At 42.4% G+C, this 26,065-nt stretch carries 28 protein-coding genes and 1 pseudogene; 8 read left to right on the top strand and 21 right to left on the bottom strand.

Features of this window, described 5'->3' with window-relative positions:
- The first annotated feature begins 91 nt into the window (after positions 1-91).
- Together MUN89_RS03620 and MUN89_RS03615 are read left to right on the top strand one after the other, a co-directional pair.
- Positions 92-340 (top strand): DNA alkylation repair protein, encoded by a 249-nt coding sequence (locus tag MUN89_RS03620; RefSeq protein ID WP_244711491.1) that lies wholly within the window; start codon positions 92-94, stop codon positions 338-340.
- Between the two features lie 208 nt (positions 341-548).
- A complete protein-coding gene (locus MUN89_RS03615) occupies positions 549-842 on the top strand; it encodes a hypothetical protein (RefSeq protein WP_244711489.1) in 294 nt (97 codons plus the stop codon).
- A 194-nt stretch (positions 843-1,036) separates the two neighbouring features.
- Here MUN89_RS03615 and MUN89_RS03610 read toward each other — a convergent pair whose 3' ends face one another.
- From MUN89_RS03610 to MUN89_RS03565, 10 genes and pseudogenes are all read right to left on the bottom strand, one after another.
- Positions 1,037-1,645 (bottom strand): hypothetical protein, encoded by a 609-nt coding sequence (locus MUN89_RS03610; protein ID WP_244711487.1) that lies wholly within the window; start codon positions 1,643-1,645, stop codon positions 1,037-1,039.
- Positions 1,646-1,654: 9 nt separating this feature from the next.
- Complete coding sequence (locus MUN89_RS03605) at positions 1,655-2,845, bottom strand: ParM/StbA family protein (RefSeq protein ID WP_244711485.1); 1,191 nt, start codon at positions 2,843-2,845, stop codon at positions 1,655-1,657.
- 313 nt (positions 2,846-3,158) lie between these two features.
- A complete protein-coding gene (locus tag MUN89_RS03600; RefSeq protein ID WP_244711483.1) occupies positions 3,159-4,352 on the bottom strand; it encodes a class I SAM-dependent rRNA methyltransferase in 1,194 nt (397 codons plus the stop codon).
- Between the two features lie 74 nt (positions 4,353-4,426).
- Entirely contained in the window at positions 4,427-5,194 is a 768-nt protein-coding gene (locus tag MUN89_RS03595; protein ID WP_244711481.1) for an SDR family NAD(P)-dependent oxidoreductase, read from the bottom strand.
- Positions 5,184-5,591: a MaoC/PaaZ C-terminal domain-containing protein gene (locus MUN89_RS03590; RefSeq protein WP_244711480.1), complete on the bottom strand. Its 408-nt coding sequence runs from the start codon at positions 5,589-5,591 to the stop codon at positions 5,184-5,186. Before MUN89_RS03590 ends, MUN89_RS03595 begins: the two co-directional genes overlap by 11 nt.
- The gene (locus MUN89_RS03585; RefSeq protein ID WP_244711478.1) at positions 5,578-6,021 is read right to left on the bottom strand and encodes an FAS1-like dehydratase domain-containing protein; all 444 of its coding nucleotides are present in this window, start codon (positions 6,019-6,021) and stop codon (positions 5,578-5,580) included. Before MUN89_RS03585 ends, MUN89_RS03590 begins: the two co-directional genes overlap by 14 nt.
- Positions 6,022-6,024: 3 nt before the next feature.
- On the bottom strand, positions 6,025-7,176 hold the full coding sequence (locus MUN89_RS03580; protein WP_244711476.1) for a thiolase family protein: 1,152 nt from the start codon (positions 7,174-7,176) through the stop codon (positions 6,025-6,027).
- Positions 7,173-8,636, bottom strand: coding sequence for an AMP-binding protein (locus tag MUN89_RS03575; protein WP_244711474.1), 1,464 nt, complete (start codon positions 8,634-8,636; stop codon positions 7,173-7,175). Before MUN89_RS03575 ends, MUN89_RS03580 begins: the two co-directional genes overlap by 4 nt.
- A gap of 50 nt (positions 8,637-8,686) precedes the next feature.
- Positions 8,687-9,259, bottom strand: coding sequence for a biotin transporter BioY (locus MUN89_RS03570; protein WP_244711472.1), 573 nt, complete (start codon positions 9,257-9,259; stop codon positions 8,687-8,689).
- Positions 9,260-9,377: 118 nt separating this feature from the next.
- Positions 9,378-10,687: pseudogene (locus MUN89_RS03565) on the bottom strand (Glu/Leu/Phe/Val family dehydrogenase).
- Between the two features lie 178 nt (positions 10,688-10,865).
- Here MUN89_RS03565 and MUN89_RS03560 point away from each other — a divergent pair.
- Positions 10,866-11,876 (top strand): LLM class flavin-dependent oxidoreductase, encoded by a 1,011-nt coding sequence (locus MUN89_RS03560; protein WP_244711471.1) that lies wholly within the window; start codon positions 10,866-10,868, stop codon positions 11,874-11,876.
- Between the two features lie 96 nt (positions 11,877-11,972).
- On the opposite strand, the gene MUN89_RS03555 is transcribed toward MUN89_RS03560, so the two are convergent.
- The 3 genes from MUN89_RS03555 to MUN89_RS03545 all read right to left on the bottom strand — a co-directional run bounded on the left by MUN89_RS03555 (position 11,973) and on the right by MUN89_RS03545 (position 14,047).
- Positions 11,973-12,977 carry a S8 family peptidase gene (locus MUN89_RS03555; RefSeq protein ID WP_244711469.1) on the bottom strand — a complete coding sequence of 335 codons (1,005 nt, stop codon included), beginning with the start codon at positions 12,975-12,977 and terminating at the stop codon, positions 11,973-11,975.
- A gap of 216 nt (positions 12,978-13,193) precedes the next feature.
- Positions 13,194-13,343 (bottom strand): hypothetical protein, encoded by a 150-nt coding sequence (locus tag MUN89_RS03550; RefSeq protein WP_244711467.1) that lies wholly within the window; start codon positions 13,341-13,343, stop codon positions 13,194-13,196.
- 125 nt (positions 13,344-13,468) lie between these two features.
- On the bottom strand, positions 13,469-14,047 hold the full coding sequence (locus tag MUN89_RS03545; protein ID WP_244711465.1) for a DUF4352 domain-containing protein: 579 nt from the start codon (positions 14,045-14,047) through the stop codon (positions 13,469-13,471).
- An 827-nt stretch (positions 14,048-14,874) separates the two neighbouring features.
- Here MUN89_RS03545 and ectA point away from each other — a divergent pair.
- The 3 genes from ectA to MUN89_RS03530 are packed head-to-tail and all read left to right on the top strand — an operon-like array spanning position 14,875 to position 17,131.
- Complete coding sequence (gene ectA, locus MUN89_RS03540; protein ID WP_244711464.1) at positions 14,875-15,396, top strand: diaminobutyrate acetyltransferase; 522 nt, start codon at positions 14,875-14,877, stop codon at positions 15,394-15,396.
- 38 nt (positions 15,397-15,434) lie between these two features.
- The gene (ectB, locus tag MUN89_RS03535; RefSeq protein WP_244711463.1) at positions 15,435-16,718 is read left to right on the top strand and encodes a diaminobutyrate--2-oxoglutarate transaminase; all 1,284 of its coding nucleotides are present in this window, start codon (positions 15,435-15,437) and stop codon (positions 16,716-16,718) included.
- Between the two features lie 26 nt (positions 16,719-16,744).
- Positions 16,745-17,131 carry an ectoine synthase gene (locus tag MUN89_RS03530; RefSeq protein ID WP_244711462.1) on the top strand — a complete coding sequence of 129 codons (387 nt, stop codon included), beginning with the start codon at positions 16,745-16,747 and terminating at the stop codon, positions 17,129-17,131.
- A 51-nt stretch (positions 17,132-17,182) separates the two neighbouring features.
- On the opposite strand, the gene MUN89_RS03525 is transcribed toward MUN89_RS03530, so the two are convergent.
- On the bottom strand, positions 17,183-17,341 hold the full coding sequence (locus MUN89_RS03525) for a hypothetical protein (RefSeq protein ID WP_244711461.1): 159 nt from the start codon (positions 17,339-17,341) through the stop codon (positions 17,183-17,185).
- A gap of 205 nt (positions 17,342-17,546) precedes the next feature.
- Between MUN89_RS03525 and MUN89_RS21795 the strand changes: the two genes are divergently transcribed.
- Positions 17,547-17,672, top strand: a complete 126-nt coding sequence (locus tag MUN89_RS21795; RefSeq protein WP_256464014.1) for a hypothetical protein — start codon at positions 17,547-17,549, stop codon at positions 17,670-17,672.
- 36 nt (positions 17,673-17,708) lie between these two features.
- On the opposite strand, the gene MUN89_RS03520 is transcribed toward MUN89_RS21795, so the two are convergent.
- Both MUN89_RS03520 and MUN89_RS03515 read right to left on the bottom strand, forming a co-directional pair.
- Positions 17,709-19,058, bottom strand: a complete 1,350-nt coding sequence (locus MUN89_RS03520; protein WP_244711459.1) for a dipeptidase — start codon at positions 19,056-19,058, stop codon at positions 17,709-17,711.
- A 12-nt stretch (positions 19,059-19,070) separates the two neighbouring features.
- Positions 19,071-19,877, bottom strand: a complete 807-nt coding sequence (locus MUN89_RS03515; protein WP_244711457.1) for an RDD family protein — start codon at positions 19,875-19,877, stop codon at positions 19,071-19,073.
- 114 nt (positions 19,878-19,991) lie between these two features.
- Between MUN89_RS03515 and MUN89_RS03510 the strand changes: the two genes are divergently transcribed.
- On the top strand, positions 19,992-20,972 hold the full coding sequence (locus MUN89_RS03510) for a stage II sporulation protein M (RefSeq protein ID WP_244711455.1): 981 nt from the start codon (positions 19,992-19,994) through the stop codon (positions 20,970-20,972).
- On the opposite strand, the gene MUN89_RS03505 is transcribed toward MUN89_RS03510, so the two are convergent.
- The 5 genes from MUN89_RS03505 to MUN89_RS03485 are packed head-to-tail and all read right to left on the bottom strand — an operon-like array spanning position 20,952 to position 25,937.
- Positions 20,952-22,310: a DUF58 domain-containing protein gene (locus tag MUN89_RS03505; RefSeq protein WP_244711453.1), complete on the bottom strand. Its 1,359-nt coding sequence runs from the start codon at positions 22,308-22,310 to the stop codon at positions 20,952-20,954. The genes MUN89_RS03510 and MUN89_RS03505 overlap by 21 nt on opposite strands.
- Positions 22,261-23,190, bottom strand: coding sequence for an AAA family ATPase (locus tag MUN89_RS03500; RefSeq protein ID WP_244711451.1), 930 nt, complete (start codon positions 23,188-23,190; stop codon positions 22,261-22,263). Before MUN89_RS03500 ends, MUN89_RS03505 begins: the two co-directional genes overlap by 50 nt.
- Positions 23,183-24,301, bottom strand: a complete 1,119-nt coding sequence (locus MUN89_RS03495) for a DUF4350 domain-containing protein (protein ID WP_244711449.1) — start codon at positions 24,299-24,301, stop codon at positions 23,183-23,185. Before MUN89_RS03495 ends, MUN89_RS03500 begins: the two co-directional genes overlap by 8 nt.
- A 30-nt stretch (positions 24,302-24,331) precedes the next feature.
- Positions 24,332-24,970 carry a DUF4129 domain-containing protein gene (locus tag MUN89_RS03490; protein WP_244711447.1) on the bottom strand — a complete coding sequence of 213 codons (639 nt, stop codon included), beginning with the start codon at positions 24,968-24,970 and terminating at the stop codon, positions 24,332-24,334.
- Positions 24,971-24,986: 16 nt separating this feature from the next.
- Positions 24,987-25,937, bottom strand: a complete 951-nt coding sequence (locus MUN89_RS03485) for a DUF7847 domain-containing protein (protein WP_244711446.1) — start codon at positions 25,935-25,937, stop codon at positions 24,987-24,989.
- Positions 25,938-26,065 lie beyond the last annotated feature (128 nt).

Here is a 26,065-nt window from a genome sequence, read left to right as displayed (position 1 = left end):
ATATCTTCACTTCCCTTTCTCGCTCCGTTCCTAACTTCATATTACATGTTTCACAAGGTATTGGTAAGAATAACGTGTGGAGGTGTTAAATATGAAACCCTATTTATGTCCCAATTGTAAGACAAACCGCTCCCGCTTTAATATCATTGAGCAAGTGCCAAAAGCGGTGAAATTAGACCCGCAGTCTGGGAACATCGTTAATGAATACGAGAATGGTCAATTGGATGCGTTTCATATTAGCTATCAGGGGCCTGCGAAAAAGATTCAGTGCGGAGCCTGTGGACTAGTAGAGGATGAAAATACTTTTGTTAAGTTTGCTGAATATGATTCCTCACGTTAGTACATCTATGGTAAGGCGGTCTATCTAAGACCGCCTGTATTTTTTTTAGAATATTATGTAAGTTTTAAGTTAAAATGCCCTTAGATAATTAGGGGGGGTTTGGACATGAAACGATTGCTGTTCGTATTGGCTGTAATTTTTATATCCACCGGATGTCAGAACGAACCTCATAAGGAAATGACGATAAAAGAGGCTAAAACAGAGTGTGGTGGTAGAACACAAGGCTCAGTCATTTGATCAAATTGCTCAAGGAGTTTTAAAGGTTAGTCACATTGATCCAATCGTAGACCTGCTTAGTCAACAGAGACACGAAGATCCCATCACCATTGATATCTTTGACCACGATGGTTCCCATTATCAAAATACTATTGCTTATCAAGACGGGTTATTCGAATTTCATAATACATACAATGGATACAAAGGGGCACCACAGGGTAATTTTTCTTGTAAATACATTGAAAAGCGCGGACCATTGGTTTATTTAAGTTCTTGTATTTCTTAAGACGGCGATGCCATTACTACGATGCTCGGATTCATAGGCACAGAAGAAGCCTTTCAGAAAGCCGAAGCCAACTTATCCAGAAAACCCAGTCCATGATTTTGTTTTTATTAGTCCGTGTTTTTGTACTACTAAGTCCGTAATTTTGTTCAAAATTTTGTCCATAAAAAAGCCGAGTGAATACTCTACTCGGCTTTTTACTTATTCATACTGGAAAGAAAGTCCCCTAATAAATCATCGTCGTTCTCTTCTTTTTCTTCGTTCTTCTCTTGCTGTGTATGCAAATCATTTTGCAGGCTGTCCAAGTTTAAATCGTCCAGCTTATCATCAATATCGCCCCAATCAGCTTCATCCTTTTCTTCAGGAAGGGAGGAAGTTGATTCGTTATGACTGACAGGGGAAGGGGAGGGCTCGTGAGACGCAGCCATTTCTTCCTGTAAGTATAATGCTTCATCGATATCATAGGCATTGCTGTTGAGTGAAGCGAGTAATGAAGTGGCTCTCATAGGATCGAGCATGAGCTGATACAATATACTGCCGATAAGTGCCTCTGAGTGTTCATGCTTGATCCAGTTCCGCTGCTCTTTTGTCAGCTTACGGGGGAGAGGGACTGTAATGGTTTCTTTTTCTCTCGCCAGTGAGTCATTTACCCCTTGCAGGACAAATTGAGCGATTTTACTGGAAAAATTCCGCCGTTCCTTATCTTTTAACTCAGAAAGCTGCCTTAATAGATGATCTGGTGTGTCTGAGGGGACACGAAAGGTAATCGATTGTCCCCGTTCCACACTCTTTTTTGAATTTGGCATCTTATCACCTTACTTCGATGAAGCCGTTTTCTCTTTTGAATCTTTTTTGCTGTCTTTTTCTGTTGTCTTGTAATTTTTGCGAATGAAATCAGAGATCAATTTATAGTAAGCATTAGCCATCATCCAAATGCTTTCATTCTCATCTTCAAAAAACTCAATATTGAATCCGTCCAGCTTATTATTCAAGGTTTTAATATAGTCTTTTAAGACTGCAGAACCTCCACCAACAAAATAGCAGATCTCTGATTGAGAATTTTTCTGCCAAACATTCCGCAGGTAACGGTACTGTTTCTTAGCGAGTTCAAGCAGAATACGATCTGTTATATCGTGCACATTCGTGCGGCTGCCTTTCACCATAATATGGTGGCGGTCGTTATTACGCGTGATAATATCCACTACGTCACGGCGGCTGTCCAATTCCACTCCATGCTTCGTTAAGATTTCATCTCGAATAGCTTCAAGCGATTCAGCCACTCCTAAGTTAAAGCCCTGGGCTTTATCGTCATCGACGTTTCGATTGCGGATTACAGCAATATCTGTAGATAATCCACCAATATCCTGAATGAGGATTTGTTTATCAATCAGTTCTTTGTTGATAATATTCAACTCATTATCCATAACAAGGTTCACATAGGCTGCAAATCCTTCTGGATAGACTTTTACTTCGTCAAATTTTAAATTCACTTTAATTCCTTGATACTTAGGCGTGACAAGGAATTCCACCTGGTGGACAGATCCTAGCAGCTGAGAGCGGTAGCCTACATCTTTGCCTTCCTTGACTTCCCGCAAAGGCAGGCCGGTGCCAAGAATATAATCCGCATCGATCACATTGTTTTTGCTGGAGGCTGCATTCTTGCCTGAAACCGCGTCAAGTGCCAGCGCAGCAAACAGCATAACTAAAGTCTGATCTTCTTCTGACTTATAGCTTCCTGGGTCAAGTTCCGTCGAATTGCTCGTTTTTGTTGCCAGTGTACCTACACGATAAATGGCGTTATTTTCTTTCAAGGCAGGTGAATGCACTCGAATATGTATATTATCGAGTGGATCTTTCTCATCTAATTCTTCTATTCCGATCACTGGTCGATCCTCTAAGTCTCTTGCTATTACGTTTGGAATATATAAATCAGATTCCAGTTTCCCGAAATTCGCTTTGAGCGCATCATTTCCTACGTCAATCGCAGCTATTCTAGCAGTTGTCAATATCATCAAACTCCCTTTGGATTTATTTTGCAAGGACAGATATTGTCTCACATTAGTTTAAATCTATTAAATATTCTATTATTAGTCAATGTGTCTTTTTCCGCATTCTTTTTTGCATACATGCCTTCATTTTTGTGTACTTGCATACAAACACGTACACACATTGATTTAACAACTTGTACACATATTTGTATACATGTACACTAAATTGAACACAAAAGCAGTCATTTTTGTAAACATGTACACATTATTGCAAACACAACAAAAATAAAAGCTACACCGGTTGTGCACCAGTGTAGCCAAAAGTGAAAATTTAACCTTTTCTAATGAATAATACTTTTAAATAATTCCCTTCTTTAAAATGAGGGAGAGTAGGAAAATCAGAAGGGAGGGAAAACTCTTTTTCAATTCTGTATGGACAGCCTGATTGCTGAAAAGCTTGCTTAACGAACTGTTTAAATTTATTCATATTAAATTTACTGCAATTGGTAGAAGCAATGATCATGCCCTGATCTTCAGTGATATCGATCGTTTGCTTTAATAAAGAAGGATAGTCTTTTTCAGCTCGAAACATGTGTTTTTTAGAACGGGCAAAACTAGGGGGATCCAATACAACGATATCAAACGACTTCTCTTTGCGTTTCGCGTATTTAAAATACTTAAAGACATCCTCAACAATGATGTCCTGTGCTTCAAAATCAAGAGCATTCATACTGAAATTTTCGATCGTCTTTGCATAACTCCTATTTGCCAAGTCCACACTGGTCGTATGAGAGGCACCTCCTGCAGAAGCAAAGATAGAGAAGGCTCCCGTATAAGAGAACGTATTGAGTACACTGCATCCTTCGGCATATTGATCACGAAGGGTTTTGCGTACCTCCCGCTGATCAAGGAAAACTCCTACCATGGCACCTTCATTAAGATAAACAGCCAGGCGGATTCCATTTTCTTTAACAATTATGGGGAATTCTCCTCTCTCCCCTGCCACAAATTCATCTTCTTCGATATAAGTGCCCTGCTTCCCGAAACGTTTCTTCTGGTAAATCGCTTTGTAATCAGTCATTCTCTTGATTGCATCTATAACCCAAGACTGGAAAGCATAAATGCCTTCACTATAAAAGTTGATTACATAATACCCAGCAAAGTAATCAATTGTAAGTCCACCGATCCCGTCGCCTTCCCCATTAAAAATACGGAAAGCATCCGTGTCCTCATCTAGAAAAAAAGCATGTCTTTTCTCTAAAGCGTGTTGGATTTTCTGATCGAAAAAGGAAGCATCCAACTGATCAGACTCTTGATGGGTAACGATCCAGCCGAGACCTTTGTTCTGCTTCCCGGCAAAGCCTCGTCCAACGAAGTTCCCTTGGTCATCAAGGACTTTAATCACCGCCCCCTCCTGCTTAAGCAACTCAGGTCGGTCAATTGCATCCTTGAGGATAAGTGGATACCCTTTTTTATACTTATTCACATGTGGATAACGAAGTTTTACGGTAAATTCCTGCGCCATTATCTTCCCTGCCTTATATTAAACATTCCGTTTCTCCCATTAACCATATCATAACAAGGAAGTCCAGCATACATTCAGAGCATTACATAAGAAGGGGGAAGCCAATATCCTTCTTCTTCTTTATTAATGGAATAAATCGCACCAGAGTCGGAGAGCCGTCTGTTTATAATCATCTTGGATAAAAAAGCAGCCACTTGTTCTGCTGAACCGATATCCCAGTAACTCTCTTCTTCATCTGTGTGTTTCTGATTCATCTGTTCAACGTGGGGACGGGTCATATCTGTAACCGCGGCAGGCGAAAGAGCGTAGACGATAATATTATCCTTCATCAATTCTTTTGCTAACGTCCAGGTCATCCCGTTTACCGCCCCTTTAGCAGCACTATAATTGACTTGCCCAGGATTCCCAGCTAATCCTGCCAGTGAGGTAATATTAATGATAAAGCCAGGCTTACTCTTGCTTCTTAAGTAATTCGTTACTGCTTTACTGCATATAAAGGATCCTTTCACATGAACATCCAAAACACTTGTAAAACTGTCCAGTTCCATACGATACGAAATCCGATCACTGACAAAACCTGCGTTATTAATCAGTCCCGTTACCTTTCCATATGCGTTAACTGCAGTTTCAACCAATGTATCACCTGCATGCTCGTTAGTTACCGAGACGGCAGTACCAACGGCTCGACCTCCCTTTTGCCGAATCGCACGGACGACTTGCTCTACCTGCTCCTCACTACGGCCATTGATGACCACAGCAGCACCGAGATTCGAAAAATACTCTGCTGCTGCTCTCCCAATACCTCGAGTAGAACCCGTAATGATAATGACTTCATCCTTCATGAACCTTCCTCCTTACTATCGCTCTATTCTTAAGAATGGTACTCCCTTCCTGGTTCACTCCTTCAATCGATATCTCTATATCTACCGCAGTTACAGTGACGACACTTCCGCAAACCAATAAAGAATCGCCGATTATCATTGGGCTGGTAAAACGGCAGGTGAATTCCTTTATAAAGGACTGTGGACCAAACCATCTATGGATAGATGCCGTAACTATTCCCATGGACCACATGCCTTGGACAACTTCTCTGTCAAAACCAGAATGTCGGGCTGCTTCTCTATTTAGATGGATCGTATTCATATCTCCCGAGACATTGGCATAAGTAAGGACTTGTTCTTTTGAAATATTCCTGAATGACTGTACTGGTAAATCGGAACCTTCTTTATAGTTTTCCATAACAGTCCCCTTCTTCGGGAAAAAGTAGTGTGGATGAAGCTGTAGCATGGAGTTCATTTTCCATAAAAACATCAAGCGTTTGTACGACAAACAACATCGGACCTTTCCTGCCTTTTTTTCTAAACACATCCTCAACCCTCGCGTTACATCCATACGTACGACCAGCTAAAAGGTAGTGATAATAGGAAAAATGCTGTTCAGCATGAATAACCCCTTGATCGTTCTTCAACCAAGGCAGATGAAATCTGTGCCAAAATGAAATGATCATAGTTGGAGGGAGAGGAATGTCTTCATACCCTTCTTTTCTTGCGGAGAGTTCATCAAAATAAACAGGATGATCCAGTTCAATAGACTTTGCAAATGCCATTGCCTGGCCTTTATCGACAGAAATTGGAATCGTTTCTGTCTTATAACCAATCCAGGTCTTCAATCATTATTCCTCCTCTATTCGTTCAAATAATCCTGCAATCCCCATACCTCCGCCTATCCCCATCGTAGCGATCCCTCGCGTAAATGAGTGTCTTTTCATTTCTGATACTAACCTTGTAACTAATATGGCTCCCGATGCACCATAGGGATGTCCTAGAGCCAGCGCACCTCCTGATAGATTAACCTTATCCAATGGAATTTCCAGCTCCGTTAAAGAGGCGAGAACTTGTGAAGCAAACGCCTCATTAAATTCCACGGTGTCTACATCTTGAATAGTTAGATTACACCGATTTAAAAGCTTTGAGACAGCCGGAACCGGTCCAATACCTAATAGATGTGGATCCACACCTGCTGTCTGAGCATCTACAAACCGGCACAAATGTGTTAATCCTAACTCACGGCACTTATCCAGTGACATCATTAGTACGAGTGCCGCCCCGTCATTAAGCGGACATGCATTCCCAGCAGTAACTGTGCCTTCCTGGTTAAATACAGGCTTAAGTTTTGCTAATTTATTCAGTGATGTTCCCCTTCGCGGGCACTCATCACGAGTTACGTTTTCTATAGGTACAATTTCTTCTTCAAAATGGAGATGATCCTGAGCATGGACAGCCTTTAAATGACTATGAAGGGCATACTCATCTTGTTGTTCACGCGTAATGCCATACTTCTCTGCTACATTCTCCGCTGAAACGCCCATATCTGGATCGCCTATGGACTCCGGTGAAAAACGTGCTCTCGAATAATACTTGGGACCTCGTTGATCATACAGGGAAGCTGGTTTTTCAAATTTCCATGGGGCAAGACTTGTACTTTCCGCTCCACCGGCTAAATAGATATCGCCGGCACCAGCCTGTATGGATCTCGCTGCCATATGTATGGCTTCTAAACCCGATCCGCATTGGCGATCCACAGTAACCCCCGGTACGTCAAAAGGAAGCCCGGCCTCCAGCGCAGAAAGACGGGCTAAGTTCCCTCCTGGACCTACCACATTGCCTAGCAGGACATCATCAATCGTTTCATTAGCGAGCTGAAATTTTTCTACAAGATGTTGAATTAACGGACTGGCAAGCTTCTCAGGTCTTACGTAACTCAATGTTCCTCCCATTTTGCCGATCGGCGTACGAACCGCTTCTATTATGACGGGAACTGTCATGACAACGCTCCTAACTGATTGACATAAGCTTCTTTCACTTGTTTGCGTGCGACTTTCCCGCTGGAGGTGTAAGGAAATTGGTCTACTTCAATCCAGTGCTTCGGCTGTTTATATGAGGAAAGAGTACGTTCGCATCGAGAAACTAATTCCTGCTGGTTCAACGGTCCGTTTTTCTTGTATAAAGCAACGACTTTCTCTCCCCAGTACTCATCAGGGACACCCACAACCACCGCTTCACTTACCCTAGGAACATCTTTTATGACCTTCTCAACCTCTTCTGGATAAATGTTTAAACCTCCGCTGATAATCATGTTGTGGGCTCTGCCGATTAAAAACGTCTCCCCATAGTCGGTCGTGCAGCCGATGTCTCCGGTGGTGACCCAGCCGTCGTTAAACACTTGAGAAGTAGCAACAGGATCATGATAATAACCTGAAAAGATCCAGGGACTTTTCACATAAATAAACCCTTCTTCATCCGGTGCAGCTGCTTGCCCATTCTTTCTTCTCACTTGAAGTTCAACTAACGGGAAAAGAGTACCAATACTGCCTTCTTCATGCTGATCTCCAACTTTCTGAAAGCTTACAAAACTTAATTCTGATGCCCCATAAAAATCATAGATGGCCGTGTTTGGAAAAAGACGGGCAGCAGAAGCTTTCGATGAGGCTTCCCATTTTGCTCCTGAAGAGATCAATGCCTTTAAATAAAAGGGAAAAGATGCAATGGATCTAAGGGCTTCAAACATCGTAGGTACGATATATACAACGTTTACTTTTTTGTTTTTAACAAGGTCCATGACGAGCGCACTGTTGAAGGAAGACGTTAAAGAAAGCGTGGCACCGATATGCAGGGACTGTAAAGCTGCATAGAGAAAGTGGGAATGCACCAATGGACCTGGAACAAGGATGTGATCTTCTTTTGTGAGAGAAAAAACCCGTCCGCCATACAAGAAGCAATCCGCCCAGGAAGAATGAGTACGCTGATAACCTTTCGGAAGACCTGTAGTTCCTGAAGTGAAACCGATGTAAAACAGATCGCCGCTGTTTGCTTCTGCGTGCATTTTGCCAGGCGCCACCTGGATAAAAGCTTTCCAGGATAGCCCTTTTTTCCTTAGGGAAGGAAATCTAGAAAGAAAGCCTTCCTCATAAACGATAAAATCAACAGCTGCATAAGAAGTGACGCGATCAAATTCCTCTTCCGTCCACTTTGGATCAAAAGGGACTGCGATTGCACCAGCTGAGCTTATGGCAATAAATAATTCCAAAAACGGAGAATCGTTACTAAGCATAAAGCCGACTTTCTTGCCTTTCATGCTGGACATTAAAACCTTCAGTCTTCCCTTATGCCTCTCTACTCGTTGCTGCAGCTCACAGTATGTAATAGAGTGATTTTCAGTAATTAAAGCTTTCTTGTCTGGGAACAACTCTGCAGACTCTGCCAATCTGGCACCAATGACTGCCATACAAATCCTCCTTTCGGCAAAGAAAAAAGGCTCACCTGCTGGTAAACCTTCTATGCTGCTTTAGAAAATTTTGATTTCTTATCCTTTTCAATTATAGGGTAAACGCGATTCACCTGACGAGCAAGCAGGGCTGCCAGTACCATTTTCACAGCATCTCCAGGCACATAGATGAGGGCTGCAAAAGCTGCTTTTGTCCATGGGGTTTCTGTGACAAATGAAAGGTAGCTGATCCCAGCTGCATACACAAGTACAATTCCACCCAGGAAATTAAACAGGATTAACAAAGCAATATTCTGTTTATTCCAAAACATCTCGACTAAATAACCGATGACAAATGCGGCGATTGGCCAGCTCAGGACGTAGCCACCAGAAGCACCTAAAAGGACTCCAAGTCCCCCTCTTCCTCCAGCTAGTAAAGGTGCGCCAACCGCTATTAAAAGGACAAAGACGAGCAGGCTTAATCCGCCGCGTTTCGCTCCTAATATAGATCCCGCAAGCATCACCCCTAACGTCTGAGCAGTAATTGGAACGGGAGTAAACGGCGTTACAATCGGAGGCAGCAAGCCTAAAGCTCCTACGATTGCTGCAAACATCGCTGCATACACCATTGTTTTGAGTTTCACTATGACCACCTACTTCATTTTTATGTAACCATCTGCAACAAACATTATCGGAGTTCTTTCTAACTGTCAACCTTAAAAACATATGGTTCACAATAAAAGCCAGGACTCGAGTCCTGGCTTAATCCGCTGATAAATCATCATCTTTAATCCATCCGCGTGCATGAAGAGCTTTTACGATATGTTTGATTCCTACCATATAAGCTGCCTGCCTCATCCTGCATTGGCGATCTTCACGCATCTTGATAACGTTTTGAAAACCTGTAACCATCTTCTCTTCCAATTGTTTATTTACTTCTTCTTCTTTCCAATAATAATTCATCGCATTTTGAACCCACTCAAAGTAAGATACAGTGACCCCACCCGCGTTGCAGAGGATATCAGGAATGACGAAGATCTCTTTTTCCTCAAGGATTTTATCCCCGGCTGGCGTCGTTGGTCCGTTTGCTGCTTCTGCGAGTATTTTCGCTTTGATCATAGGGGCTGTTTCATCCGTAATTTGGTTTTCAATGGCTGCTGGAATTAAGATATCTACGTCCAAGCCAAACAAATCGTTATTGTTTATAGAAGAAGCTTTGGAATAATCCGATACATATTTTCCTTCTTTTATAAAATCAAGCAGGACAGGAATGTCAAGACCGTTCTCATCATAGATCCCGCCTTTAGCATCCGTTACCCCGACGACCTTAACCCCTTGCTCATGAAGAAATTTAGCTGTCATACTTCCGACATTTCCAAACCCTTGAAGGGCTGCGGTACACTCTTTCAGCTCCATCCCAAGAACTTTTGCAGCTTCTCTAATCATAAACACGACACCCCGGCCGGTAGCTTCGAGCCTGCCTTCTGAACCTCCAATGATAATAGGCTTGCCTGTTAACATTCCCGGAATGTTAAATCCCCTTAATTTATCAAATTCATCAATCATCCACCCCATAATCTTCGGACTTGTATTTACATCAGGGGCTGGAATATCCTTTTGAGGACCGATAATGGAAGCAATCTTTTGGATATAGCTTCGACTGAGTTCCTCCAACTCACGTTCTGAGAGCTCTCTAGGGTTCACGATCACTCCCCCTTACCTCCCCCTAAAGGAAGATCTATGATCGCTGACTTCAGCGACATCCAGATGGAAAGGGCACGCACCTCATCTACATTTACAGATGGATGAAATCGAATCCCACCTTTTGTTGGCCCCAAAATATCGAGATGCTGCGAGCGAAATCCTGTGAAATTTTTGATCGTCCCATCATCCATGCGAATAGGAATACAGACTTCTAATACTCTCATCGGTTTTTTCAAAAGGTGATAGACGTTATCGTGAAGTCCCAGCGTTTCCACGGACTCTTTGAGCAGCTCCTGAACGATTTCATAAGGGTTACGGTCATGAGTTGTAATATCTGCTTCTGTTTTATGCTCTTCTGCCTTTGTCATTGATATCCCTCCAGTGTACATGCCATACATAGGTATAACTTGCCACTGAGAAAGATTTTTTATGTAAAGAAGTGCTGAAAGAAGAATCATCGGGGAGAACAAATTATTTTGATACTCGAAATAACCTTGATAAACTGAAGCTAAGTTTAAGTAATCGCTAAAGAAAGAAGTGGATGGAATGACACAAAAACAACTCTCAGAGATCAACTATTCAGTCTTAGATTTAGCTCCTATCACCGAAGGAGGCGGCCCTGCCGAATCGTATAAGAACACAATTGATTTAGCCAGGTATGCGGAGGATTTGGGCTTTACCCGTTACTGGCTTGCGGAACACCACAGCATGCCGTTTATTGCAAGTTCTGCTACTTCTGTATTAATCGGTCATGTGGCTTCCCATACGAATACCATTCGTGTAGGATCCGGAGGGATTATGCTTCCAAACCATGCACCACTTATGGTAGCTGAACAATTCGGGACACTTGAAACACTTTACCCAGGAAGAATTGATTTAGGACTAGGAAGAGCTCCCGGAACTGACCAGGTCACGGCTCATGCCCTCAGACGCGGTTCAGGAAGCAGCGGTCACAATTTCCCTCAACAATTGGATGAGCTTAGAGGGTATTTTCACGACGGCTTGCGCTCTGGAAACAGTCATGTAAGAGCGATCCCCGGGGAAGGGCTGGATATCCCGATATGGCTGCTGGGCTCCAGTGGTTTTAGTGCTCAGCTTGCAGGGCAGCTTGGACTTCCATTTGCTTTTGCCAGCCATTTTTCTCCGAACGAAACACTTCCGGCGCTCCAACTGTATCGGGACAGCTTTGAGCCTTCTGAGGTGTTACAAGAACCTTATGCTATGGTCGGAGTTAATGTAGTAGCAGCAAAAAATAATGAACAAGCTGAATTCTTATCGACGTCGCTTAAACAGCAATTTATCAATCTGATCCGGAACACAAATCTACCCCTCCAGCCACCTGTAGAAAGCATGGACACTATTTGGACCCACCAGGAAGAAGCCTTACTGCAACAAAAATTAGGTTCTTCTATTATTGGAGGTCCAGAAAAAGTTAAAGATGAATTACAAAGCTTTTTAGACCGGACAGAAGCAGATGAAATGATGGTCATTTCACAAATCTATAACCATAAGGATCGATTAAATTCCTATAAAATCTTAGCAGATATCACGAAGTAAAAAACCAGCTTCTCATTGAGTTGAGAAGCTGGTTTTTCCGCTTTATGATTGTTCATTTTTAAACAAAATTATTTCCCGGGCAATATCGACAAATTTTTAGTTGGCCTTCGTCTGCGTTTGGCTGCCGGCACTTTTCCAGGAACCATTATACACCGTAAGTAATGCTTCTACCTTGTCATTAAGGGCAAGGGATAACAGGCCATTACCTTCAGCCGTTTTTGGATTACCAAGTGGCAGCGTCCGCTTAATCAATTGAGCATAAATTTCCGGCTCTGTTAATTTCCTGTTGAACTGCTGTTCTACTAACGGAATCAACACAGCCAGGCCACCGGACACGTGTGGAGTTGCCATGGAAGTCCCTGATAAACGGGCATATTTACTATCTTTATAAGTCGATAAAATTTTTACACCCGGAGCCACTAAGTCAATTTCGTGATTTGTATTAGTGAAATCGGCGATTTTTCGATTTAAATCAATAGCGCCGACTTCAATTACCTCTGGATATCCGCCTGGATAAGCATACTCATCTGTATCCGCACGTCCATCTCCTTCATTTCCTGCTGCACATACAACTGAGATATCTTTACTGACCGCTTCTTTAATTGCTTCATGAAGCTCTGGAATATCTGTGGGACCGCCTAAGGACATAGAGATTACACGGACCTTCTCTCCGTTTGGCCCTTCCCAATTTGCTGCATAATCAATCGCTTTAATGATCCAGTCAAATTGACCGCTTCCAGAGCCGGATAATACTTTTAAAATAAGTAAGCTTGCCTGGGGTGCTGCCCCTACCACCCCTGTGCCATTTTCGACAGCGGCTATCGTACCCGCCACATGGGTGCCATGCCCATTGTTATCATTATAATTAGATTCGTCTCCACTGTAGTCTGAGGTGAAGTTTTTTCCATCGATCACTCTTCCCTTTAAATCGGGATGATCAATTTGGCAGCCTGTATCAATGATCGCTACCACACTTCCCTTTCCTTGATCTGTCCTATCCCATAACGCTGGAGCTTCAATCATTTGAATACCTTCCGGGACTTCTTCTGTTGCATCTAATACTTCATCCACTTGATAAGGAATCAACTTTACTTCACTCATGATTTCTCCTCCTCCATAAATAAATGGTTTAGACCAATAAAGGGAATCCTTTCCATAATTATAGCATTGTTTCTTTTTTCAGAATAATCCAAATGTATAAATAGTAAAAAAGACAGACTACCGGAAAGTCTGCCTTAACCTTTATGACCTGCACTTATGGAATTTCCTTACTTATTACCGTTGCTTATAAGAAATTCCTGCAATTTGATTTTCAAATCAGTCCATGTTTCTGGGGTCATTGCGGTTATATTTAAAAATAAAATCCACAGTGGCTATAAGTACAATAAATATGATAAAGGAAATAATCGAATGATAAATAATTAAATCAATGCCCCAACCGACGATCTGCTCTATGAAATTCTCCATCTTTATGTACCACCCTTTCAACTAGAAAAATGGGTAACCTCCTATCCAGAACCTTCATGACCATTTATTAAAAAGATCTTACGTTAACCTAAGTAATCTCTCTTCCTCTATGAACAATAAAGAATCTATTTCATTTCGTTTGCTGAGAATTTCCAGCGAAGCGTCTTGCCTTCTCCATCTACGTACCTTAACGCTAATTCATAATTCTGCGTTTTCTCCGTATCAAACGTTAATTCTCCTGATGAAGACTCTCCCGGCTGCAGTTCCCCTTTCCATTCTTTCTGATCACCCAAAAGGAGCCAGGCAACGTCCGATTCTTTCGTATCGTTATACAGACTCATCGAGCTGATGGGATCCTCCACTTTCAAAGGTTCGTCGCCTGTATTCTCAATCTTGAGCTTTGTGATCACATACGTCCCTTGCTGTGTAGGTTCTCCTTGCACCTTATCCTTCATTTCTGCACCAGTCAGCGTCACCTTAAAGCTTCCGACATTGGTATCAAGATCAACTGTATCTCCCATTCCCAGATCTTCAAAATTTGATGAGCCTTCTGATTCTGTTGGTTCTCCATCAGCTTTTTCTTCACTGGAAGAAGGATCATCACTGCTGGAATCATTGCTGTTCCCTTCTGTATTTGAACTGCACGCAGTCAGTACAATCGAAAGCATAAACAATAAAAGAATCGATTTCATCGCTTTTGTCATTTTGAAAACCTCCTGATGGTTATTTAGAATAATAGAATTCTTATCTTTGCTCAGCTCTACTTTGTAATAACCAAAGAGCTATGGATGAATCAATTTCCCTTCCTAACGAATTTTCGATTCATTAACCCTGTACATAATCCTCTGGAATTTTACTGGATTTGTCAAACATTTACATCCTTAGTGATGGGAAAATTAGTTATGTGCTGACCATATTCAGTACTCATGCCCTCAACTTCATAACAGTCTAAATGTAATGTAATAAATTTTAAAAGAACGAAAGGTGGAGAATGAGAGGAAATAGGCGGATTAATGAATAATAGCCGCTTTTGTAATGCAAAATGTCTTATTTTTCTTAATCGACACTTATTTTCCGTCAAGGTTCTTCTTTTTTATCTTATCCACTCTACTTCTTGTAAGCTTTTACAAACATTTTACATCACCAAACTCACCAAAGGTTTCAGGACCAGATAACGGGGTATTTAAAGACTAAGCTGTGCAGGAAAAAATCCCGAAAATCCGCTGATCACGGCTTGCTCCGGTTATTCCCAGCCAATTCCAATTAATGAAAAAACAGCTAAATTAAAGGAGGTCTTTACAGCATTTGTTTGCTTCTTCACAAAATCCCCCTGAAAATGTTCCGAATTGTTTATAATTATCAGAAATCCTAAATATACTTGAGGAATTCTATCCTTATTTCGAATAAGTGTGTCTCACAACCTTAAATCCCGATATAACCGCATTTAATTGGTTTGCTTATTTTTTCCATGCTTTATACCATATATGACGTACCATTAGTTTTACCATTACGTGTGACGAAAGGAGAAACAATGATTAGTTCTACAGCAACAGATTTACCTGGAAAAGCAGAAACCATTACATTTTCCATTCCAACGCTGGAAGACGGAAGAGCAATGTGGGAACTAGTGGACAATTCCACGCTTGATCAGAATTCTGTTTACAAGTACTTGTTAATGAGTGAGTTTTACGCAGAGACTTGTGTAGTAGCTAAAGAGAGAGATAAATTAGTAGGATTTGTAACTGCCTTAATTCCTCCCAATCACCCAGATGTGGTGTTTGTTTGGCAAATAGGTGTAGATTCTTCTCAGAGAGGAAAAGGGATAGCATCAAAATTGTTAAACGAACTAATGAACAGACCTGCTTGTGCAGATGTTCATTATCTTGAGGCCACTGTTACCCCATCGAATGAAGCCTCTCAATCCCTGTTTAAAGGGATGGCCCGCGAACATCAAACGAATTGTAAAATTACAGAAAGATTCTCAGATGAGTTATTTCCTAGTGAAGACCATGAAGAAGAACTGAACTTTAGAATTGGACCTTTTAAAAAATAGGAAAACGATCGACCCCCATTTCAAGGAGGATATTAAAAATGAATCAAAATGACTTACAAGTCTTTTCCCAAATAGAATCAGAAGTACGGAGTTACTACCGCGGCTTTCCTACCGTTTTTACAAAAGCAAAAGGGCATAAGATGTGGGATGAAGCCGGAAAAGAATATATCGACTTTTTCTCTGGGGCCGGCGCTTTGAATTACGGCCATAATGACGAGAAAATGAAGCAGAAGCTGATTGAATATATTACGGATGATGGGATTACCCATTCATTAGACATGGCTTCTTCATCCAAGCGTACCTTTTTAGAGAAATTTAATGAGGTCATTCTTAAACCAAGGGATTTGGATTATAAAATCATGTTCCCTGGACCTACCGGAACGAATACCGTAGAAAGTGCACTTAAGCTTGCCCGCAAAGTAACCGGACGTACGAATGTCATCAGCTTTACGAACGGCTTCCACGGCATGACAATCGGTTCCCTTTCTGTAACAGGGAATTCTATGAAGCGCAAAGGGGCAGGCATTCCATTAAACCATGCGGTTACGATGCCATATGACAATTTTGTGGATGAGGAACGCGATACTCTTGAATACCTCGAAACGTTCCTTGAAAGCAGCGGAAGCGGTGTAGAACTTCCTGCAGCCATGATTCTGGAAACTGTGCAAGGAGAAGGCGGCCTCAATACTGCCCGCATGGAATGGCTGCAGCGCGTAGATAAAATCTGTAAACGTTTCGGCATCCTGCTGATCATTGATGACGTTCAAGCCGGTGTAGGCCGTACTGGAACGTTCTTCAGCTTTGAACCTGCAGGAATCCAGCCTGATATTGTATGCTTGTCTAAATCTCTAAGCGGGTATGGACTGCCATTTGCGATTACGCTTTTCCGTCCGGATCTTGATATTTGGAGTCCAGGAGAGCACAATGGTACATTCCGTGGTTTTAATCACGCATTTACCACTGCAACAGCTGCACTGGAATACTGGGAAGATGAAGACTTTGAAAAGGGGATTAAGGAAAGATCACAGCTTGTTGAAGAATTCCTTACTTCTCTTACAAAACAATACCCTGAATTAGAAGGTACAGTGATGGGCAGAGGGTTAATGATTGGAATCAAGTCTGAAAAAGAAGGCCTTTCTTCAGATATCGCCGCTGAAGCATTCAATCGCGGATTAATTCTTGAGACTGCCGGACCTAACGATGAAGTCTTCAAATTGTTCCCGGCGATCAATATAGATATTGAAGCGTTAAAAGAAGGTTTAGTTATTATTGAAGAGTCCATTAAAACGTTACTCAAACAACCGGTATCAAATTCTAAATAAACCACTTATCAGGAGGAGCACTAGACATGAAAGTAGTAAACTTAAAAGACGTACAAAAAAGCGAACAAAATGTAGACGGTGGAAACTGGGTCAGCCGCAGATTGATCGTTAAAGACGACAACATGGGATATTCCGTCCACGATACAGTCATTAAAGCTGGAACGGAAACTCATATCTGGTACCAGAACCACTTAGAATCTGTTTATTGCATTGAAGGAGAGGGCGAAGTGGTCACTTTAAAAGACAACAAAGTGTGGCCGATTAAAAAAGATACGCTTTATGCACTGAATGAAAATGATGAACATTACCTGCGCGCTAAAACAGATATGCGTATGGTTTGCGTATTCAACCCTCCAATCAAAGGCACAGAAGTTCACGATGAAAACGGGGTATACCCTGTAGCAGAAGATTAATAATAATAAAAAGACTGGTTTCCCTATAGGAAGCCAGTCTTTTTCTATATGTTATTCAGGGCTATGATCCATTTCCAGCTGGACAGGCTGAATAGATTGCGGCACATTCTGCCGGCCGGCCCTGCTTAAAGTAAGAAGCTTATCCCCTGCGTATAAAAACAGGAACATAAGAAATACTGTTAGCGAAAGCAAAAGTAATGAGGTAACCATTTCTTCTTAATCTCCTTTTATCAAAAATCATCAAATCCTTTTATATAATACCAGATATTTAGTAAAAGTAAATATTTTAAGGGTAATTCTTTCGTTTTCTTAATTTTTCTCAATATCCCTTCTTTATCAGCTGAATTTTATAGATATAGAGGATATCTTGTTTTTTACCTGGAAGAATACAACAAAGGATTTGAGGTGAAATGGAGTGCAGGATTTAGTTGGGAACTGTAGATACTGTGGTGCAGAGGTATATTGTCTGGATGGCTTTTTAAACGGGGTAGTAGATGAAGATCAGCTCTTGAGCTGTTATGACTGTGCAGAAGAAGAGTAAACGCCAGATTTTAAAAAAATCTGGCGTTTCTTACTTTTATAAACTTTTGAAGTAATAACAGACGGTTTCGATCCCTTTTGTAAAATTCTCCAATTGGAAATGTTCGTTCGGTGCATGTAAATTTTCTGTTGGGAGACCAAATCCCATCAATACGACAGGGGCCTCCAAGACTCTTGCGAAAACCTCAACAATCGGAATGGAGCCGCCTTCTTTAGGAAATAGGGCCGGCGTGTTATAAACAGCCTCATAGGCTTGAGAAGCTTTTTGAATCATAGGATCTCGGGAGTCTAAAGACACTGGTTTTGCCTTGATGTACTGCTGTAATTGAACCGTCGCTCCAACAGGGGTAAAAGCATCTATATGCTTCTGTATCCGTTCATAAACCTGCCCGGGATCCTGCTCGCCAACTAAACGACAGCTGATTTTCGCACTTGCTTCTCCTGGAACAATCGTTTTCAACCCTTCTCCCTGGAAGCCGCCTGTAATGCCGTTGATTTCCAAAGTCGGCCGAATTCCCGTCCGCTCTTGAAACGTAAACTTCTGTTCTCCTGACATGGCTGTAAGCCCAAATTCACTCTTCACTTTTTCTTCATCAAAAGGAATTTCTGCTACTTCTTTTCTTAACGCCTCAGTTGGTTCCGGAACTCCTTGGTAAAATCCTTCCACCGCTACTTTGCCGTCTTTATGATGAAGGGAATCGAGAATGGCAATTAGTGAATGAACCGCGTTAGGAACCCCTCCACCGTACGATCCCGAATGCAGGTCCGTATTTGCCGTTTTCACGGTCAGCTCCATCGCAAGTGCTCCGCGCAACGATGTACATATTGCCGGCTGTCCCTTCTCGATAAAGGACGTATCAGAGATCAAGACGGTATCACAAGCAAGCTTCTCTGTTTGATCTTCAATAAATGGAGGAAGGTTCGGACTAGCAAGCTCCTCCTCTCCTTCAATGACAAATTTCACATTCACCGGCAGGGTGCCATCCTCTTCCATCAGCATTTGAATGGCTTTTAAGTGAATGAATAACTGTCCTTTATCATCCGTCGCTCCCCTGGCAAACAGTTTGCCGTCCCTGATGACAGGTTCAAACGGGGGCGTTTCCCAGAGCTCATCCGGGTCAGAAGGCTGCACGTCATAGTGGCCGTAAATGAGCACAGTAGGCTTATCCCGAGCATGAAGCCAGTCTGCATAAACAATTGGATGTCCTTCCGTTTCTACGATTTTAATATTGTCCATCCCAATCTCCTCAAAGGCTTTTGCTAACCAGTCCGCGGCTCTGTGAACATCTTCCTTATGCCTGGAAAGAGAAGAGATACTTGGGATTTTTAAAAACTCCTGCAGCTCCTTCAAATATTGTTCCTGTCTTTGTGCTCCAACCTTATACATAAAACGGCCTCCTTAAAGCTCAAATTCCCAGTCTTCTTTTACATTCAAATATAAAGCTATAAGTAAATCTTCTCGTTCCTCCGTCGTTTTCCCTTCATAATCGATCTCGACCAGGGGCAGGAGAATGGATCCGACTTCAAAGCTTATATTTTCTCTTTCTGTCCCACGTAATCTCGGGAAACGCTGCATGTAGGTTTGCAGCAGCTTCCATTCTTTATTCGTGATCCGTCTCCTTACCTGTTCCTCCAGGACTAAGCTGTCTTCCGTAATTCCCCGGCGGCTGATTTCCTTTTCCAATGGCGTTTTCTTTCTGCGTCCTTCATTTTTCTTTTTTCTTTCATAGACAACGAGCGTCCCGCCCACAATATCTCCAATCCTTTTATGATGAGTGTGGAAGAAAACAAATGCCATCCCCAGTAAATAATTGGTGGGAAGCATATCGACAATGCGCAATAGATTTCTAATAAGCAGCGATATCGCCGTCGCACTGCTCCCATTCTCTTGAATGACACGAATGCCGACCAGCATTTTTCCCGGTGTCTTTCCTCCGGTTAACAATTCAAATAGAAAAAAGTATCCCCAGAATATAAGAAACGTGACCACAATAATAACCGCGGTAACATAGGCACTTACTTCTGATAGTAAAAACCATGTGCTGTGGGAATTGATAAACACAGCCGCTAGAAACAGACCGATGTACATAACGGTAAGCAGTACAGAATCAATGATTTGTGCAGCGGCTCTGCTTCCTAATCCCGCTAGGTTAAATTGAAGAGCAACGTGCTCAGGAGTCTTGATGTTCAATTGAGGCTGGTTCATTCCAATCCCCTCTCTAATTTTATTGCTTTATATGTCTTATGGGTTCTTTCCCTATTCATTATCTTTTATAATAGAATTACTTGTAAAAAAATAGAATTCGAAAGGAATGGCTCTATGAATTACCAGCAGTTTATTAAATCTCATCGTCAAGACTGGAAACGGCTTGAAGAGATCCTCCACAAGCTGGATAAGAATACAAAACGGCTCTCCCCTCATGAAGTGGAAGAATTCCAAATGCTTTACCAGAAGGCTGCCCAGCATCTAGCCTATACGCAGACCTATTTCCCTGAAGAAGATGTAGCCGATTACCTTAATGATTTAGCTGCAAAAGCTCATAATCTTTTCTATAAAGATCAAATCTCCAGTCTGAGCCAGATAAAAGCTTTTTTCGGTTCAAGATTTATTCAACTGCTTACGGAGCAGTGGAAGTTCGTAATCGCTGCGATGCTCCTATTCTTAATCGGTGCGGTTGGAGCTTTTTTATCCGTGTGGGGAGATCCGCTTCATTTTTATGCTGTGCTCCCTGAATCCATGGCGAATGCGATTGACCCGGACCGTCTTGGAGAAGGCCATGACCAGGTCAACTCCCCGGTCATGTCCGCCTCGATTATGACCAATAATATTCAAGTCGCTCTGCTGGCATTTGCGGGCGGAGTGACTTTTGGTCTGTTATCGGTCTATCTGCTTCTTTACAACGGAATTATTATTGGGGCTGTCGCAGCTTTTTTCCTGCACTACGGAAAATTTTACGAGTTTTGGGCCTATATCGTTCCGCATGGGATCATTGAATTAACAGCAATTTTCATTGCTGGCGGTGCAGGACTGATGATGGGCTACAAACTCTTTGTACCTGGAGAAACATCGAGGATCTACCAGTTAAAATCCCAAGCTTTTCGATCTGTGCAGCTTCTGCTTGGAACCTTGCCACTATTCGTGATCGCAGGGATTATTGAAGGCTTCATCACGCCTTCACCTCTTCCGCTAAGTGGAAAATACGCGTTTTCGATCGTCACCTTATTAGGACTGGCTGTCTATGTGGGAGTAGGAAAACGGATGTATAGGAAAAAACGCAAGTTAAATCAGCCCGCGGTTTAACATCTGCACATATAAGCTTACGGAGGAGGCGGCAAGCTGCTCTTCCGGAGCTTCCACCCACTGCAGCCCCTGCCTTTCCCACTTTGCCATTTCCCTTTTCTTCAGCAAAATATGCCGCTCTGCCATGCTTTTGACCATTGCTTTTTCAACCGTATCAGGTTCTTCTTTCGTCAATGAGGACGTAACTTCGTCTAGTACGCCAATCATTAAAAATACATGTTTTTTACTGATTCTTTGTAAATAAAAGAGCGGGCTATCCTCATAAATAAAGGAATTCACGTCTGTAAACAATAAAAGAAAACTTCTTTTCTTCTGCATCGTCTGTAAATAGTGAAATACCGCTCCATAGTTTGATTCGTAATCGTCGACTTGAAGATTATACATCTCTTTAATAATGGTTTGAAAATGAGCCATGCCTTTTGCAGGTGGCACGAAAGCCTTTACTTCCTTGGAAAAAGCTAGCAGGGAGACGTAATCCCCGTTTTTCAAAGCAGCGGTTGCAACTGCCAGGGCAGCTTCAAGTGAACGCTCAAGCCGGTTTCCCTTATCGAGCTCCACTCCCATCATTCTGCCGCAATCAATCAGAATCGTGACGTATTTGCCATGCTCCGGCTCATATTCATTTGTCATGAGTTCCTGCAATTTAGCGGTTTGCCGCCAATTGATTTTTCTTAGATCATCCCCCACTACGTAGGAACGAATTTTAGAAAACTCTCCTGAGCCGAGCTTTCTTTTCTTTTGTTTGACCCCTTCATATAAGAGAAATTGCTGAGCATCCAGCAAATACTGCCGGCTCTCTGTCATGTCCGGAAGCACACGGATATGATCCTGCAGCCCGGCTTTCATCTGTTTTTCCCACAGCCCAAACTTCGAACGATAGCGAATATAAATCCCTTCGAGTGAATAATCACCGCGATGATGCGCTTTAAAAGTGAACGAAGTCACTTGCTCTGAGTGGGGATCAATGATTCCTTTTAAAGGAAACGGACGTTCAAAGCTTTCCGGAAAATCATCCACGAGCTTAAAAACAGCGCCCTTATCAGAGCGGTTACCCACTTTAATTTTGCCTTCGACGCTCAAGCCTCTTTCCAGTTCTTCATCGATCATTCTTTCCATCCATAATTGCTTTTTTTTCGGAGAAGAAAGCAGGTCAACAAGGCTTGCTAGAATGTAAGCACCGTCTACAGCAACAATCCATAGCCAGGAGAGCCCGATGGCTCCTGCTGCTATAAGCACAATTGAAACAGCAAGCAAACCTAATAGTAGTCTCGGAGTGGGGAGAATTCCTTTATCGCGGAACAGGAACCGCGCCCATAATGTCTTGAACGATCTGGTCATGAGCTGCTCCCTCCAGTTCCATGTACGGAGCTAAGACGATTCGGTGACGCAAGGCAGGGAGCGCCACGACTTTTACATCATCAGGGGTAACATAATCACGGCCTGAAAGATAAGCCCACGCCCTCGCCCCCTTTGCTATGGAAATACTTGCGCGGGTACTCGCGCCATATCTGAGAGAATCGGATTCCCGGGTTTTTCGGACGATCGTCATAATATAATGATAAACGGAATCCTGAAGCGTGACCTGCTCAATTTCCTTTTTTAAGAGATCAGCTGTTTCCAAACTCATCGCTGCTTCCATATTTTCGGTTATTTCCCTGGCTTCCATATTTTGCTTTAATACTGTTAATTCGTCTTCAAATTCAGGAAAAGTGACATCCAGCTTAAACATAAACCGATCCTGCTGAGCCTCCGGGAGTGGATATGTCCCTTCATATTCAACAGGGTTTTGTGTGGCAACGACGAAAAAAGGATCCGGTAACTGGTACGTATCCCCTTGTATCGTTAACTGTTTCTCCTCCATAGCCTCTAGTAGAGCAGCCTGTGTTTTAGCAGGCGTACGGTTGATTTCGTCTGCAAGCAGGACATTCGTAAAAACCGGTCCTTTCAATGTTTCGAAGGTGCCGGCTTTCATGTTGTAAATCATGCTTCCAGTGATATCACTAGGAAGCAGATCCGGAGTAAATTGAATTCTCTTAAACTCTCCACCTAACAACTTGGCCAGAGTTCTTACCATTTTCGTTTTTCCTGTCCCAGGGACGCCTTCCAAAAGCACGTGACCTCCCACTAAAATCGAAGCCACCAGCAGTTTGACATTATGCTTCTGTCCGATAATTTCCTGCTCGTATTTACGGAGCAGCTCCCTTAGCTGTTCATTCATTCTCTTCCACCTCTTTCCTAACTTCTTCTAATTGTTTGGATGCGGTTAGGTAGCTTTTTGAACGAACACGAGATTCTCCGCTCAGCTCGTCCAGGAATTTTGTGTAATGAGACCACTTCTTAAGCTTATGCTCAGGCAGCTTGTCTCCCATTAACGACTGAACTTCCTTCCAGCTCTTAGTCTTTGAAATTCCCCATCGATCTTTCATAAGTGAACGAACGTAATCCTCCTGGATAGATAAGGATTCTTCATAAAAACCTCCTTTAACGTACCAGGCGGCCAGCGCTCTCAAACGTTCATCTCCAAATCGAACCGTTTCTTCTCTTGGGTTAAAGACCGGGCCATACCGCTTGCCTTTCATCCAAATCCATAACAAACCGAGCAAAAATGCCTGAAACACTAAAGCGAGCAGCCATTTAGGATATAGCTTTAAAAACGTCAGCTTTCGTTCCTTTCCATGTATGAATTCATCAAACAACAAATCTTGAGCGTTCGTCTCGTTCAACATTCCTCCAGCAAGCTGCAGGTGATCCTTTTTCAGGATCTCTCTGTTCGTCAGCCACCCAGGACTTAAGGAAACGATTAATGCTCCTTTACCTACGTTTCTTTTAAGAGCAATGACTCCGCTTTGATCCTTATAAAGCACTTGATCCTGATCGTTCGTCACCAGCCTTGTCCGGGCTGGTACATCACCGTTCATCGTGTCCCCTGCTTCATTTTTTATCACTGGGAAGCTCGTGCTTTCGACCGGTTTCTCCTTGATACCGAAAAATCCAGTGGGGCTGTTGCTCGCAAGCCATATTGTACCGCCTGATTCCATCCACTGGGTATACTCTTCCATCGCCTCCTCGTCCAGGGAATAAGAAGGCTCAATCATCAGCAGCAGATCCTGGCGTTCCTTTGGAAGCCTGTCAGGAGTACTTCTCCACCTGCTTGTTTCATGTTCCTTCTGCAAATAAGTAAAGAAAGCCTTAACTCCCGATGGAGCAGGGGAAGTAGACAGATAGTCGGCATAATCTTTCGGCTTTGAGTAAGAAAGCGCCATTCCAAGCAGGATCACTGCGATCAAGGTAATGGATAAACCAATCCAGGCTCTCTTATTCCTTCTCATCTCCATCCCCCTATTTCGATAGACTGAGTGTTATCCGCTTTGCTCATGATTGGGCAGCCATGACATCGCCTGGTCTGCAAACCTCTGGTACTCGACTGGAGTAACCGTTCGGGTTCCATATGTAACTTCATCAAAGACGACGGCTAATGCTAAAAACCTCTCAGCCGCCTGTTGATCCACTGCTTGCAGTTCTTCATAGTAGTCGAGATTTGTTTTCCATGCCTTTGGAACGACCCATTCTTTTTCTTCAAATAATAAAAGCAAGGCCATAAACAAATGCCTGGCCGCCTCGTTCAGATTGTTTTCTTTTTCTAAACGATCCGCTTCCGCGACATGCTCTTTAAAAGACCATTGCAGTTTACTACTTTGCTGGAAAAGTTCATTCCTGGACTTCATAGAAGTATTTTTGGATAAACCTCTTCGTAAATAAAGGACAACCAGTACAAAGAGGACTACTCCTATAATCCCTATCGCATACCCGAAAAAGGCAGTGGCCTGCTCGGAAAAATGGGCATTAGGAAAAAGCCTTTCAAAAAGGCTTTTCACCCAATCGCCTATCCATTCCTTTATGCGATCAAAAAAGGTCTTATTTTCTTCATAATAGGCCTGATATTCATCTTGATTTAAGATTGCTTTTAATTGTTTTTCAGCCTTATCCGGTGCTATCATTTTGCATCACCTGTGTTTAGGAAAGAGTGGGAGGTGTTTCTTCTTCGTCTTCCTTAAAGGTAGAGATCATCTGCTTCACATCAGACGCTTCGTGACGTGTCTTCAGATCAAAGAATAATACCGTATACCCTACATAAGTGATGAGTGAAACGATGAGGGACACAATATTGGTTAGTAAGCTCGCAAGCACACTTGGGCCGAGAATTAATGTAACAACCCCTTGAATAATGGAGTTAATGATAAAAGAAAAAATGGCAAATACAATAAAAATACCTAATGTGAACCAGAACCGTCCTTTAGTCAGCCGCCAGCTGGTTCCAAGTCCTGGAGCAACTTTATCATAAGCGACACTCGCAAAAAACATACTCCATCTTGTTGCTAGAAAAGCGACCAAGACAACCATCGCGAGCATAAATAGAACAGCTGCGACAATTCCGCCCGGCCCCGGGTTGCTTGAAGCAAAAGTGGCGAAGGAACTAAATACTACACCTAGAATACCAGAAAAGAACAAGCCTCCAATGATTATACCGAAAAGGATTGTGCTTCCTAGAAGCGGCCAGAACCTGGAGAATGCTCGTTTAACTGTGCCCTGCCATTCCCAGTTCTCATTAAGCAGACTGTGCCCTGCCGCGAACATAATAGCTGCTTGGGCCATTGGGTACAACACAATACTGAGGAGTGATGTGATGACCCCTCCGACAACACCTGTCCCGCTATCGAGATCCTGGGCAAATGGGGCCTCCGAGTCCTGACCAAAATCAGAAATGATCGACTGAATAAAAGTGGCTTTCTCCCCAGTCTCTGTCAGTAAATTTACTCCACTGGCAAGCTGAAATAAATAATTAATTAAATAAATGGGACCGATGAGTACGAGCAAAATGATTAATAATTGTGTAAAATGCTGCTTAATAATCGTAAAGGTTTGATCCAGAATTTCCCCAAACGATTTTGGCTTTAAATTTTCCATTGATTTCTCCTCCTTCTGTTATCTCCATACTCATGCATATATGAACCATTCTATCATTATTCAGGATAATTTTGACAAAATTAATGAAGATTAGACAAACATTTCTAAAATTTATGAAATAATGAAGT

The sequence above is a fragment of the Halobacillus salinarum genome (assembly GCF_022919095.1).
Lineage (GTDB): Bacteria > Bacillota > Bacilli > Bacillales > Halobacillaceae > Halobacillus_B > Halobacillus_B salinarum.
Note: the sequence above shows the minus strand (reverse complement) of the source record. Positions and strands in the feature narration are given on the sequence as shown.